Annotated in this window: 14 protein-coding genes; 10 read left to right on the top strand and 4 right to left on the bottom strand. The window is 56.7% G+C overall.

The annotated features are described in order from the left end of the window. The first annotated feature begins 55 nt into the window (after positions 1 to 55). The 3 genes from EQV90_RS02800 to zapE all read left to right on the top strand — a co-directional run bounded on the left by EQV90_RS02800 (position 56) and on the right by zapE (position 3,256). A complete protein-coding gene (locus EQV90_RS02800; protein ID WP_003443703.1) occupies positions 56 to 691 on the top strand; it encodes an alpha/beta fold hydrolase in 636 nt (211 codons plus the stop codon). Positions 692 to 715: 24 nt separating this feature from the next. Continuing rightward, positions 716 to 2,071: a tryptophan--tRNA ligase gene (locus tag EQV90_RS02795; protein ID WP_240877731.1), complete on the top strand. Its 1,356-nt coding sequence runs from the start codon at positions 716 to 718 to the stop codon at positions 2,069 to 2,071. A gap of 90 nt (positions 2,072 to 2,161) precedes the next feature. After that, entirely contained in the window at positions 2,162 to 3,256 is a 1,095-nt protein-coding gene (gene zapE / locus EQV90_RS02790) for a cell division protein ZapE (protein ID WP_003443696.1), read from the top strand. 100 nt (positions 3,257 to 3,356) lie between these two features. Here zapE and EQV90_RS02785 read toward each other — a convergent pair whose 3' ends face one another. Both EQV90_RS02785 and EQV90_RS02780 read right to left on the bottom strand, forming a co-directional pair. Next, positions 3,357 to 4,277: a GlxA family transcriptional regulator gene (locus EQV90_RS02785; RefSeq protein ID WP_177412996.1), complete on the bottom strand. Its 921-nt coding sequence runs from the start codon at positions 4,275 to 4,277 to the stop codon at positions 3,357 to 3,359. Positions 4,278 to 4,484: 207 nt separating this feature from the next. Then, complete coding sequence (locus EQV90_RS02780; RefSeq protein ID WP_240877730.1) at positions 4,485 to 5,525, bottom strand: NADP(H)-dependent aldo-keto reductase; 1,041 nt, start codon at positions 5,523 to 5,525, stop codon at positions 4,485 to 4,487. A gap of 246 nt (positions 5,526 to 5,771) precedes the next feature. Between EQV90_RS02780 and rplM the strand changes: the two genes are divergently transcribed. From rplM to EQV90_RS02745, 7 genes are all read left to right on the top strand, one after another. Continuing rightward, positions 5,772 to 6,200 carry a 50S ribosomal protein L13 gene (gene rplM / locus EQV90_RS02775; protein ID WP_003443674.1) on the top strand — a complete coding sequence of 143 codons (429 nt, stop codon included), beginning with the start codon at positions 5,772 to 5,774 and terminating at the stop codon, positions 6,198 to 6,200. 14 nt (positions 6,201 to 6,214) lie between these two features. Continuing rightward, positions 6,215 to 6,607: a 30S ribosomal protein S9 gene (gene rpsI / locus EQV90_RS02770; protein WP_003216038.1), complete on the top strand. Its 393-nt coding sequence runs from the start codon at positions 6,215 to 6,217 to the stop codon at positions 6,605 to 6,607. 253 nt (positions 6,608 to 6,860) lie between these two features. After that, positions 6,861 to 7,460 carry a ubiquinol-cytochrome c reductase iron-sulfur subunit gene (petA, locus tag EQV90_RS02765; RefSeq protein WP_003443673.1) on the top strand — a complete coding sequence of 200 codons (600 nt, stop codon included), beginning with the start codon at positions 6,861 to 6,863 and terminating at the stop codon, positions 7,458 to 7,460. Continuing rightward, positions 7,460 to 8,671 (top strand): cytochrome bc complex cytochrome b subunit, encoded by a 1,212-nt coding sequence (locus EQV90_RS02760; protein ID WP_003443672.1) that lies wholly within the window; start codon positions 7,460 to 7,462, stop codon positions 8,669 to 8,671. Before petA ends, EQV90_RS02760 begins: the two co-directional genes overlap by 1 nt. After that, entirely contained in the window at positions 8,671 to 9,450 is a 780-nt protein-coding gene (locus EQV90_RS02755; RefSeq protein ID WP_003443669.1) for a cytochrome c1, read from the top strand. Before EQV90_RS02760 ends, EQV90_RS02755 begins: the two co-directional genes overlap by 1 nt. Before the next feature lie 186 nt (positions 9,451 to 9,636). After that, positions 9,637 to 10,254: a glutathione S-transferase N-terminal domain-containing protein gene (locus tag EQV90_RS02750; protein WP_010655575.1), complete on the top strand. Its 618-nt coding sequence runs from the start codon at positions 9,637 to 9,639 to the stop codon at positions 10,252 to 10,254. 18 nt (positions 10,255 to 10,272) lie between these two features. Next, a complete protein-coding gene (locus EQV90_RS02745; protein ID WP_003443662.1) occupies positions 10,273 to 10,686 on the top strand; it encodes a ClpXP protease specificity-enhancing factor in 414 nt (137 codons plus the stop codon). 60 nt (positions 10,687 to 10,746) lie between these two features. Here the strand turns inward: EQV90_RS02745 and EQV90_RS02740 are convergent, their stop codons facing one another. After that, the gene (locus EQV90_RS02740; protein WP_003443659.1) at positions 10,747 to 11,328 is read right to left on the bottom strand and encodes a BON domain-containing protein; all 582 of its coding nucleotides are present in this window, start codon (positions 11,326 to 11,328) and stop codon (positions 10,747 to 10,749) included. Then, entirely contained in the window at positions 11,325 to 11,918 is a 594-nt protein-coding gene (locus tag EQV90_RS02735; RefSeq protein WP_029612203.1) for a phosphoheptose isomerase, read from the bottom strand. The genes EQV90_RS02740 and EQV90_RS02735 overlap by 4 nt, the downstream gene beginning before the upstream one ends. Between the last annotated feature and the right edge of the window lie 86 nt (positions 11,919 to 12,004).

Genomic DNA, 12,004 nt, shown 5'->3' with positions numbered 1-12,004 from the left:
GACAGAATCTATCAGCTAGACGAGTCGACCCAGTTTGAGGTCACGGAGTTCCTTCTTGCTTACCCGCGAAACCCCTGTAGTAATTGATGGCCCTGTGGGCCAACTGGAAGCCTTGTACCTCGATTTGCCTGAGCCAAAAGGCCTGGCGCTACTGTGTCACCCCAACCCGGTTCAGGGTGGGACGATGATGAATAAAGTGGTTTCGACCCTGCAACGTACCGCCCGTGATGCTGGCCTGATTACATTGCGATTTAATTATCGCGGTACGGGAGCCAGCGAAGGCAGCCATGACATGGGCAGCGGCGAAGTCGACGATGCGCTGGCGGCTGCCCTCTGGTTGCGCGCCCGGCACCCGGAACTGCCGATCACCTTGCTCGGTTTTTCGTTTGGCGGTTTTGTGGCAGCCAGCCTGGGCGGTCGCCTTGAAGCCCGGGGCGAGAAACTGTCGCGCCTGTTCATGGTGGCCCCGGCGGTGATGCGTTTGCGCGCCGAAGACGATTTGCCCCAAGCCTGTGCGGTGACCGTAATTCAGCCCGAAACCGATGAAGTGATCGACCCGCAACTGGTCTATGACTGGTCAAACGCGCTGTCACGCCCCCATGAGCTGCTTAAAGTGGCAGAATGCGGGCACTTTTTTCACGGCAAGCTGCCTGAGCTCAAAGAGTTGGTAGCGCCACGCCTTTCGAATTGATTGCAGCCTGATAAGCGATTACCCATGACCACTCGTACCCGTATTCTCACCGGTATCACCACCACCGGCACGCCGCACCTGGGCAACTATGCCGGGGCTATTCGCCCTGCAATCGTGGCCAGCCTGGACAGTAATGCCGACTCGTTTTACTTCCTGGCTGACTACCATGCCCTGATCAAATGCGATGACCCGCAGCGCATTCAGCGCTCGCGTCAGGAAATCGCTGCGACCTGGCTGGCGGCAGGGCTGGATGTCGAGCGTGTGACCTTCTATCGCCAGTCAGATATCCCGGAAATCCCGGAGCTGACCTGGTTGCTGACCTGCGTAGCGTCCAAGGGCTTGCTCAACCGTGCTCACGCCTACAAGGCTTCGGTCGACAAGAACCTGGAAAACGGCGAGGACCCGGATGCGGGCATCACCATGGGGCTGTTCAGCTACCCGGTGCTGATGGCTGCAGACATCCTGATGTTCAACGCCAACAAGGTGCCGGTCGGTCGCGACCAGATCCAGCACGTTGAAATGGCCCGTGATATTGGCCAGCGCTTCAATCACCTGTTCGGCCAAGGCAACGATTTTTTCGCCATGCCGGAAGCGATAATTGAAGAAAGCGTTGCCACCTTGCCGGGGCTTGACGGGCGCAAGATGTCGAAAAGCTATGACAACACCATTCCGTTGTTCAGTAGCGCCAAAGACATGAAAAGCGCGATTTCGCGGATCGTCACCGACTCCCGTGCGCCGGGCGAAGCCAAGGACCCGGACAATTCGCACCTGTTCACTCTGTATCAAGCCTTCTCTACGCCTGAGCAGTGCGCAGAGTTCCGTGGCGAGTTGTTGCAGGGCCTGGGCTGGGGCGAAGCCAAAGAGCGTCTGTTCAAGCTGCTGGATGCCGACCTGGGCGAGTCCCGCGAGCGTTATCACGAACTGATGTCGCGCCCGTCCGATATGGAAGAAATCCTTCTGGCCGGGGCCCAGAAAGCCCGCAAAACCGCGACCCCGTTTCTGGCGCAGTTGCGTGAAGCGGTTGGCCTGCGCTCGTTTGTCGGCGCTGCCCAGACGGCCACGACCAGCAAGAAGAAAGCCACCAAGGGCCCGCGCTTCGTCAGCTTCCGCGATGAAGACGGCAGCTTCCGTTTCCGCCTGCTGGCAGCCGATGGCGAGCAACTGCTGTTGTCGCGCAACTTTGCGGATGGCAAAACCGCAGGTCAGGTGAGCAAACAGCTGCAAGCGGGGGGCGTGCTTGATATTCGTCCTCAGGACCTGAGCTTCAGCGTCTGGCTGGATGACGGGTGCGTCGCCGACAGCCCGGCATTCGCCGATAGTGCGACCCGTGACGCGGCAATCGAAGCCTTGCGTGTGGCGCTGGTGCCTGCGCAGGATTAAAAAGTGCGGCGTTTCGACTCAGGGTTGATTGCCATTCCCAAGGGCCGTCGCTACAGTGGCGGCCCGTTTCTGTTGCCTTGCTAACGAATTATGACGCCTCTAGAACGATATCAAGCTGATCTGAAACGCCCGGACTTCTTCCACGATGCCGCGCAGGAAAACGCTGTGCGCCATCTGCAGCGTCTGTATGACGACCTGGTTGCCTCTTCGCAGAGCAAGCCAGGCCTGTTCGGCAAGCTGTTCGGCAAAAAAGAACAGGCTCCGGTCAAGGGGCTGTATTTCTGGGGCGGTGTGGGCCGGGGTAAAACTTACCTGGTCGATACGTTCTTTGATGCGCTGCCGTTCAAACAGAAGGTGCGTACCCACTTTCACCGTTTCATGAAGCGTGTGCATGAAGAAATGCGCACCCTCAATGGTGAAAAGAACCCGCTGACCATCATCGCCAGGCGGTTCGCCGATGAAGCGCGGGTGATCTGCTTTGACGAGTTTTTTGTATCGGACATTACCGATGCCATGATCCTCGGCACCCTGATGGAAGAGTTGTTCAAAAATGGCGTGACCCTGGTCGCGACCTCGAACATCGTGCCGGACGGTCTGTACAAGGACGGTCTGCAGCGGGCGCGCTTCCTGCCGGCGATTGCGCTGATCAAGCAGAACACCGATATCGTCAACGTCGACAGCGGCGTCGATTATCGTCTGCGCCACCTGGAGCAGGCCGAGCTTTACCATTTCCCGCTGGATGAGGCTTCCGAGAAGTGCCTGCGCGAGAGTTTTAAAGCGTTGACGCATAACTCTTCCAAGGTGATCGAGAATGACGATCTGGTGATCGAGAACCGGACCATTCGCGCGCTGCGTACCTGTGATGATGTGGCCTGGTTTGATTTCCGCGAGCTGTGCGATGGCCCGCGTAGCCAGAACGATTACATCGAACTGGGCAAGATTTTCAATGCGGTGATCATCAGCGGTGTGGAGCAGATGGACGTCAAGACTGACGACATCGCGCGACGCTTTATCAACATGGTCGATGAGTTCTATGACCGGGGCGTAAAGCTGATCATCTCGGCTGAAGTCGAGCTTAAAGATCTGTACAAGGGCGGGCGCCTGAACTTCGAGTTCCAGCGCACCCTGAGCCGCCTGCTTGAGATGCAGTCCCATGAATACCTGACGCGGGCGCACAAGCCATAGTCGAGCGCTGTATCAAAAAAGGCCTGCATTGCAGGCCTTTTTTATATCTCGCGATCCATGCAGGAGTCGGACTCGCTGCCACAGAGCGCCTGGTTGAAGGTCAGGCGGCCTGCTGGAACTGCTGGCGGTATTGATTGGGCGACAGTTCGGTGTGCTGCCTGAACAGCCGTGCAAAGAAGCTGGCGTCGTCGTAGCCCACGTCGTAGCTGATGGTCTTGATGCTCTTGCGGGAGGCCGAGAGCAGGCCCTTGGCGGTCTCTATGCGCAGGCGTTGCAGGTAGTGCAAGGGTTTGTCGCCTGTTGCCATCTGAAAGCGGCGCATAAAGTTGCGGATGCTCATGCCGTGTTCACGGGCTACGTCTTCAAAGCGGAACTTGTCCGCAAAATGCTCTTCGAGCCAGTGCTGGATTTGCAGGATTATCACGTCCTGATGCAGCTTTTGCCCGCCGAAACCGATGCGCCCGGGGGTGTAGTTGCGCTGCACTTCGTAAAGGATGTCGCGGGCCACGGCCTGGGCGATGTTGGCGCCGCAGAAGCGCTCGATCAGATAAATATAGAGGTCGCAGGCTGAGGTCGGGCCGCCGGTGCAGTAGAGGTTGTCGGCATCGGTCAGGTGTTTGTCCTGGTTCAGGTGCACCCGTGGGAAACGTTCGGCGAAGGTGCTGAAAAAACGCCAGTAGGTGGTGGCTTCCTTGCCGTCCAGCAGCCCGGCTTCGGCCAGCCAGAACGCGCCATTGGCTTCTGCGCAGAGAACGGCACCGCGGGCATGTTGTGCGCGTAGCCAGGGCAGGATCTGCGGGTAGCGTTGGCACAGGGTGTCAAAGTCGTCCCAGAAGGCCGGGAGGATGATGATGTCAGTGTCTTCCAGTGCGCCATCGACCGGCAGTACCACGTCGCTGAAGCTGGTGACAGGTTTGCCGTCGGGACTGACCAGTCGGGTTTCGAAGCTGGCGTTGAGGCCCTGGCCCAGTTGTTTGCCATGGCGCAGGCTGGCGAGGTGAAAGAAATCCTTGGCTTGCATCAGGGTCGAGGCAAATACCCGATCGATGGCCAAAATGCTGACGCGCCGCAGGGGCGTGGAGAGATGGTTAGACATGATTTGATTATTCTTATAGGTGAAATTGGTCAACTTACGGCTGGATCGTCTTATTTTTTATCCTGTATGTCTAGGGGGAAGGGGTAGAGGCTAATTCCGTAGCAGCCAAAGGCTGCTACGGAGGCCGGACAGCTAGGGGGCCGGGTTCGGCTGGTCCCTGTGGATGGCTTCAATGCCGGCGAGGACTTCATCCGACAGTTTCAGGTCGAAGCTGCCAATGTTGCTGGCAAGTTGCTCCATCGTCGTCGCGCCGATGATGTTGCTGGTGACGAAGGGCTGTTGCGTGACATAGGCCAACGCCATTTGCGCCGGGTCCAGGCCGTGTTCGCGAGCCAAGGCCACGTAACGTTCGCTGGCAGCCACTGCCTGCGGGTTTGAATAGCGCGAGAAGCGGCTGTAGAGGGTCAGGCGGCCTTTTGCAGGTTGGGCGCCGCCGTTGTACTTGCCAGAGAGCATGCCGAACGCCAGGGGCGAATAGGCGAGCAGGCCGCATTGTTCGCGAATGGCAATTTCAGCCAGGCCGACTTCAAAACTGCGGTTAAGCAGGCTGTAGGGGTTCTGGATCGAAACGGCGCGCGGCCAGCCACGGCTTTCAGCCAGTTGCAGGAATTTCATGGTGGCCCAGGGTGTTTCGTTGGACAGGCCGATATGGCGAATTTTGCCGGCCCTGACTTGTTCGTCCAGGGCTTCGAGGGTTTCTTCGAGGGGGGTAAAGTCTTCATCGGCGTTGTGCTTGTAGCCCAGTTGCCCGAAAAAGTTGGTACTGCGCTCTGGCCAGTGCAGCTGGTAGAGGTCGATCCAGTCGGTTTGCAGGCGTTCAAGGCTGGCATCCAGTGCCTGGACGATATGATTGCGGTTGTGTTTGAGCTGGCCGTCGCGAATGTAGTCGATGCCATTGCCGGGGCCGGCGATCTTGCTGGCCAGGATCCAGTCGGCCCGATCACCCCGGCTTTTGAACCAGTTGCCGATGTAACGCTCGGTGCTGGCGTAGGTTTCTGCTTTGGGTGGCACCGGATACATTTCGGCGGTGTCGATGAAATTGATCCCGGCGTTTTTCGCGTAATCGATTTGTGCGAAGGCTTCATCCTGGGTGTTTTGCTCGCCCCAGGTCATGGTTCCGAGGGCAATGGCGCTGACTTGCAGATTGGTGCGGCCTAGCTGGCGATAGTCCATCAGTGACTCCTTCGGGTAAAGAATCATAAAAGCAGGTTGTATTTTTTTTCGCAATCTGGATAATTGCCGACCTCTTTCTGCGGTGGAATTGATGCGCCGCCTGCCGAAGAATCTTGCCGTTGAACGGACGCGCTGACCCGAGCCCCCGATAGCGTCTGTATCCGGCTGCCTTTGACTTGTCAAAGTACGCACTATTCAGTAAGATCCGCCGTCTAATTTACAGGGCGGCCCCTGAGGCTATAAAGAATGAAAACTTTTACTGCTAAACCGGAAACAGTTACGCGCGACTGGTTTGTCGTCGACGCGGCTGGCCAGACACTGGGTCGTCTGGCCACCGAAATCGCGAGCCGTCTGCGTGGCAAGCACAAGCCTGAATACACTCCGCACGTTGACACCGGTGACTACATCGTTGTTATCAATGCCGAGCAGATTCGTGTCACTGGTGCTAAAACCACTGACAAAATGTACTACTCTCACTCCGGTTTCCCGGGCGGGATTAAGTCGATCAACTTCGAAAAGCTGATCGCCAAAGCTCCTGAACGCGTGATCGAGACCGCGGTTAAAGGCATGCTGCCTAAAAACCCGCTGGGTCGCGACATGTACCGTAAGCTGAAAGTATATGCGGGCGCTGCTCACCCTCATACTGCTCAGCAGCCCCAAGAACTGAAGTTTTAACGGAATAGTTCATTATGTCGGCGACTCAAAACTACGGCACTGGCCGTCGTAAAACCGCAACTGCACGCGTTTTCCTGCGTCCAGGTACCGGTAACATCTCGATCAACAACCGCACTCTGGAGAATTTCTTCGGTCGCGAAACTGCCCGCATGGTAGTTCGTCAGCCGTTGGAACTGACTGAGACTGTCGAGAAATTCGATATCTACGTCACCGTGATCGGTGGTGGTGTAAGTGGTCAGGCTGGCGCAATCCGCCACGGTATCACTCGCGCACTGATGCAGTACGACGAAACTCTGCGTGGCGCTCTGCGCAAAGCAGGCTTCGTAACTCGCGATGCTCGTGAAGTTGAACGTAAGAAAGTCGGTCTGCGTAAAGCGCGTAAGCGTCCGCAGTACTCGAAGCGTTAATTCGCAGCTTCGTTCAAAAAAGCCCAGTCTCCTTAGGAGCTGGGTTTTTTTTATGGGTGATGAATTGTTGGTGTGACAACTTGCCACATTCAGCAAATGCCTATACTACAAGGCCTGTAGCCGACCCAGAGCGGTAATTACCTTGTCAGAGTAGGGGCTTTTCATTACCATTCTGCAAAATTTTTATAAGTTCAGATTTTTACTTAGTAGATGCCTGATTTAACAGGCCACAAAGCTGATGGGAGAGGACTGAATGAGCAATGACGGCGTAAATGTCGGCCGGCGTCGCTTCCTCGTAGCAGCCACATCCGTGGTGGGTGCTGCAGGAGCGGTGGGGGCGGCGGTCCCGTTCGTGGGGTCGTGGTTTCCCAGTGCCAAGGCGAAAGCCGCAGGCGCACCGGTGAAAGTGAATATTGCAAAGATTGAGCCAGGGCAGCAGATGATTGCTGAATGGCGTGGTCAGCCAGTATTCATTGTCCGCCGCACTGAGGAGATCCTGGCAAATCTCAAGAAGATTGAAGGGCAGCTCGCTGATCCCGAATCCAATCAATCCGATCAACCTGAAAACTCAAAAAACGAGTGGCGATCCATCAAGCCAGAAGTTTTGGTGTTGATCGGAATTTGCACTCACTTGGGTTGTTCGCCGACTTTCCGCCCCGAGGTCGCTCCTGCTGACCTGGGCAAGGATTGGGTAGGGGGTTATTTCTGCCCTTGCCATGGTTCCCACTATGACCTGGCCGGCCGCGTCTACAAGTCGCAACCTGCTCCATTGAACCTGCCAGTACCGCCTTACTACTATGTTGAGGGCAGTGACAATGTGATTGTCGTTGGCCTTGAAGGGGAGAGCGCGTAATGAGCAAGTTCATGGACTGGATTGATGCCCGCTTCCCCGCGACTAAAATGTGGGAAGACCATCTCAGCAAGTACTACGCCCCGAAGAACTTCAACTTCTTCTATTTCTTCGGTTCTCTCGCATTGCTCGTTCTGGTTAATCAGATTGTCACCGGTGTGTGGCTGACCATGAGCTACACGCCGTCGGCAGAAGAAGCTTTTGCTTCTGTCGAATACATCATGCGTGACGTCGAATACGGTTCCATCCTGCGCTATCTGCACTCAACGGGTGCGTCGGCGTTCTTTGTGGTGGTCTACCTGCACATGTTCCGTGGCCTGCTCTACGGCTCCTATCAGAAGCCGCGGGAGCTGGTCTGGCTGTTCGGTATGATGATCTATCTGGCCCTGATGGCAGAGGCCTTCATGGGCTATCTGTTGCCTTGGGGGCAGATGTCCTACTGGGGTGCCCAGGTGATCATCTCGCTGTTCGGTGCGATTCCGGTTATCGGTAACGACCTGACACAGTGGATTCGCGGTGACTACCTGATCTCCGGCATTACCCTGAACCGCTTCTTTGCCTTGCACGTTGTGGCCTTGCCTATCGTGATTCTGGGTCTGGTGGTGCTGCACGTTCTGGCCTTGCATGAAGTCGGCTCGAACAACCCTGACGGCGTGGACATCAAAAAGCATAAAGACGAAAACGGCGTACCGCTGGATGGCATTCCCTTCCATCCGTACTACACCGTGAAGGATATCGTCGGCGTAGTGGTGTTCCTGTTTATCTTCTGTTCGATTGTGTTCTTCTTCCCGGAAATGGGTGGCTACTTCCTGGAAAAACCGAACTTTGAACAGGCTAACGCCTTTAAAACGCCGGAGCACATTGCGCCTGTCTGGTACTTCACACCGTTCTACGCGATCTTGCGTGCAATCCCGGACAAGTTGCTTGGCGTCATCGCCATGGGGGCTGCGATTGCCATGCTGTTCGTATTGCCATGGCTTGACCGTAGCCCGGTCAAATCCATGCGCTACAAGGGCTGGCTGAGCAAAATCTGGCTCTGGGTGTTTTGCATCTCGTTCGTGATTCTGGGCGTGCTGGGTGTATTGGCGCCGACCCCGGGTCGTACGTTGCTGTCGCAGGTCTGTACGTTCCTGTACTTCGCCTACTTCATTCTGATGCCGTTCTACACCAGGCTTGAGAAGACCAAACCGGTTCCGGAAAGGGTGACTGGCTGATGAAAAAGCTATTTGCTGTATTGATGCTTGCGGTGATGCCTGTGCTGTCCTTTGCGGCGGAGCAGGGCGTTCAGCTCGACAAGGTCGACATCGATGTTTCTGACAAGGCAGCCATGCAGGACGGCGCACGTACGTTCGCCAACTACTGCATGGGTTGTCACAGTGCCAAGTTCCAGCGTTACGAGCGTGTAGCCGATGACCTGGGGATTCCCCATGAGCTCATGCTCGAGAATCTGGTGTTCACCGGGGCCAAAATCGGCGACCACATGAACATCGGCATGCAGCCGGAAGACGCCAAGGCCTGGTTCGGTGCTGCACCGCCAGACTTGACCCTGGTGGCGCGTGTGCGTGGTACTGACTGGCTGTATAGCTACCTGCGGTCTTTCTATGAAGACCCGTCACGGCCATGGGGTGTAAACAACAAAGTCTTCCCGAATGTGGGAATGCCGAACGTTCTGGCACCGTTGCAAGGTCGTCAGGTGGTAGGCTGCAAGCAAGTTCAGATCGTCGAAGACGGCAAGAAGCAGTATGATCCGCTCACTGGCACGCCTTTGACACATGAAGCATGCGACCAGCTGACAGTTTTGCCTAAAACCGGCACGCTGACTGAAGAGCAGTTCGATGAGAAGATCAAGAACCTTGTGACCTTCCTGGCCTATTCGGCCAACCCGGTGAAGCTGGAGCATCAGCGCATCGGTACCTACGTACTGCTCTATCTGGCCTTCTTCTTCGTATTCGCTTATCTGCTCAAGCGCGAATACTGGAAAGATGTGCACTGATATCGTTACACGCATCGCTGTTAATCGTGCGCGCCCGAGGGTGTCTCTGAAAAGGTAACAGTGCAGGATGAGTGGCGGGCAAGGTCGCAAGGCCTTGCCCGCCCGGGTTCTGCGGTTGCCAGAGACGTTCCTTGGGCGCGTTCGTTTTTCCGCTCCTGATAATTTCAACAAGCGAGGAGGACCGCCATGGGCGTGACCAATCGGTTGGCCTGTTACTCCGACCCCGCCGACCACTATTCCCATCGAGTACGTATCGTGCTCGCCGAGAAAGGTGTCAGCGCCGAGATCATCAGTGTGGAGGCGGGCCGTCAGCCGCCGAAGCTGATCGAAGTGAACCCCTACGGCAGCCTGCCAACCCTGGTCGATCGTGACCTGGCGTTGTGGGAGTCGACTGTGGTGATGGAATATCTGGATGAGCGTTATCCGCATCCGCCGCTGTTGCCGGTTTATCCGGTGGCGCGGGCCAATAGCCGTCTGCTGATTCATCGCATCCAGCGCGACTGGTGTGTGCTGGTGGACCTGATTCTCGATTCGCGTACCAAGGAGCCGGCTCGGGTCCAGGCGCGTAAAGAGCTGCGTGAGAGTCTGACAGGCGTGTCTGCATTGTTTGCAGACAAACCTTTTTTCCTCAGTACAGAGCTAAGTCTGGTCGACTGCTGTCTATTGCCGATACTCTGGCGCTTGCCCATTTTGGGCATTGAATTGCCGCGGCCGGCCAAGCCGCTGCTTGACTATATGGAGCGCCAGTTTGCGCGTGAGACCTTCCGGGCAAGTTTGTCTGGTGTCGAACGCGACATGCGCTAAGGCTTTAGGAGCCCCTTGATGAATTCAAGTCGACCTTATCTGGTGCGTGCGCTCTATGAGTGGATTGTTGATAACGATTGCACTCCGCACATGCTGGTTAACTCTGACTACCCGAAGGTGCAAGTGCCCCAGGGTTTTGCCAGTGACGGGCAGATTGTCCTGAATGTTTCGCCAACCGCCGTGCGTCAATTGCACATGGACAACGAAGCAGTGAGCTTTGAAGGGCGTTTTGGTGGTGTGCCGCACACGTTGTACGTGCCTATTGCGGCCATTCTGGGGGTTTACGCCCGCGAGAATGGTCAGGGTATGGTGTTTGACCTGGAAGAGCCTATGGACGGCGATGACGAGGTTGAGCCGGATGACGATGGGCCGCCGCCAGGTACTGAGCCGCCAAGACCTACGGGTCGGCCTAGCCTGAAAGTGGTCAAGTAACAAAAAAAGGCGACCTGCAAGGGTCGCCTTTTTTGTGTCCGGGCTGCAGGAGCGAGCTTGTCAGTCGATGTACTCAAACAGCTTCACGATTTTCTGTACGCCGGAAACACTTTGCACCAGATTGGTTGCGCGGGTGGCTTCCTGTTTGGTCACCAGGCCCAGCATGTAGACAATGCCGTTCTCGGTAACGATTTTGATCCTTGAGCCCGGGATCTGGCTGTCGGTCAGCATCTGGGTCTTGATCTTGGTAGTCAGCCAGGCGTCGTTGTTGCGGGCGAGGATCGAGGACGGAGCCATGACCTGCAACTCATTGTTGACCTTCTTCACCCGTTGAACCGCGGCGGCAGCCTGCTCGGCCTGGGCCTTGAGCTCGGCGCGGGGAGTCTGGCCGGCCAGCAATACGATGCCGTTGTAGCTGGTGACGACGATATGCGAGCCGGTGTCCAGGTCAGGGCTGGCTTTGGCCACGTTCACGGCGACCTTGGTTTCAATCAGCGAGTCATCGATCTTGCTGCCGAAAGTGCGGGTGCCGCGATCATCTTCAATAGGCGTATCGCGGGTAGCTGTCAGCACCGAGCTGCAGCCGGCAGTCAGGCCCAGGCACAGAGTCAGTGCCACAAGGCTAAGGCGTTTAAAGGTCATTCTTCACTCCCGAACAGTTGGCTGTCGATCAGGTCGCACAAGCAGTGGATCGCCAGCAGATGGACTTCTTGAATACGTGCAGTGACATTGGACGGGACGCGAATCTCCACGTCCTCGGGCAGCAGCAGCGAGGCCATGCCGCCGCCGTCGCGGCCGGTCATGGCAACCACGATCATTTCGCGGTCGTGGGCCGCCTGGATTGCCTGGATGATGTTGGCCGAGTTGCCGCTGGTGGAAATGGCCAGCAATACATCCCCGGGCTGGCCAAGGGCGCGGATCTGCTTGGAGAAAATCTCGTTGAAGCTGTAGTCATTGGCGATCGAGGTGATCGTCGAGGTGTCGGTGGTGAGTGCAATGGCGGGCAAGCTGGGGCGCTCGCGCTCAAAGCGATTGAGCAGCTCGGATGAAAAGTGCTGGGCATCGCCTGCCGAGCCACCGTTACCGCACGAAAGCATTTTTCCTTCATTGAGCAGGGCATTGACCATCACTTGGCTGGCTTGCTCGATGTGGGGTGCAAGAACGTCCATCGCCTGCTGCTTGGTGTCGATGCTGGCCTGAAAAAGCTGGCGAATCCGGGATTGCATGTCCATCTATGTGACCTTAAGTAGGGCGGCTGGTCGAGCGTGATCCAGGTGTTCCTGGGTGACTTCCCGGCACAAGAATGTGCAGCCCGCAA

It is taken from the genome of Pseudomonas sp. TMW22089, from assembly GCF_022496645.1.
In the GTDB taxonomy this organism is placed as follows: domain Bacteria; phylum Pseudomonadota; class Gammaproteobacteria; order Pseudomonadales; family Pseudomonadaceae; genus Aquipseudomonas; species Aquipseudomonas paraversuta.
This window is presented reverse-complemented; position numbering and strand designations above follow the sequence as displayed.

What these genes read in the sequence shown, in the direction of transcription:
- EQV90_RS02795 (WP_240877731.1), top strand. Translation starts at nt 716, where the DNA reads ATGACCACTCGTACCCGTATTCTCACCGGTATCACCACCACCGGCACG.
- zapE (WP_003443696.1), top strand. Translation starts at nt 2,162, where the DNA reads ATGACGCCTCTAGAACGATATCAAGCTGATCTGAAACGCCCGGACTTC.
- EQV90_RS02785 (WP_177412996.1), bottom strand. Translation starts at nt 4,277, where the DNA reads ATGCAAGCCAAGGATTTCTTTCACCTCGCCAGCCTGCGCCATGGCAAA.
- EQV90_RS02780 (WP_240877730.1), bottom strand. Translation starts at nt 5,525, where the DNA reads ATGGACTATCGCCAGCTAGGCCGCACCAATCTGCAAGTCAGCGCCATT.
- rplM (WP_003443674.1), top strand. Translation starts at nt 5,772, where the DNA reads ATGAAAACTTTTACTGCTAAACCGGAAACAGTTACGCGCGACTGGTTT.
- rpsI (WP_003216038.1), top strand. Translation starts at nt 6,215, where the DNA reads ATGTCGGCGACTCAAAACTACGGCACTGGCCGTCGTAAAACCGCAACT.
- petA (WP_003443673.1), top strand. Translation starts at nt 6,861, where the DNA reads ATGAGCAATGACGGCGTAAATGTCGGCCGGCGTCGCTTCCTCGTAGCA.
- EQV90_RS02760 (WP_003443672.1), top strand. Translation starts at nt 7,460, where the DNA reads ATGAGCAAGTTCATGGACTGGATTGATGCCCGCTTCCCCGCGACTAAA.
- EQV90_RS02755 (WP_003443669.1), top strand. Translation starts at nt 8,671, where the DNA reads ATGAAAAAGCTATTTGCTGTATTGATGCTTGCGGTGATGCCTGTGCTG.
- EQV90_RS02750 (WP_010655575.1), top strand. Translation starts at nt 9,637, where the DNA reads ATGGGCGTGACCAATCGGTTGGCCTGTTACTCCGACCCCGCCGACCAC.
- EQV90_RS02745 (WP_003443662.1), top strand. Translation starts at nt 10,273, where the DNA reads ATGAATTCAAGTCGACCTTATCTGGTGCGTGCGCTCTATGAGTGGATT.
- EQV90_RS02740 (WP_003443659.1), bottom strand. Translation starts at nt 11,328, where the DNA reads ATGACCTTTAAACGCCTTAGCCTTGTGGCACTGACTCTGTGCCTGGGC.
- EQV90_RS02735 (WP_029612203.1), bottom strand. Translation starts at nt 11,918, where the DNA reads ATGGACATGCAATCCCGGATTCGCCAGCTTTTTCAGGCCAGCATCGAC.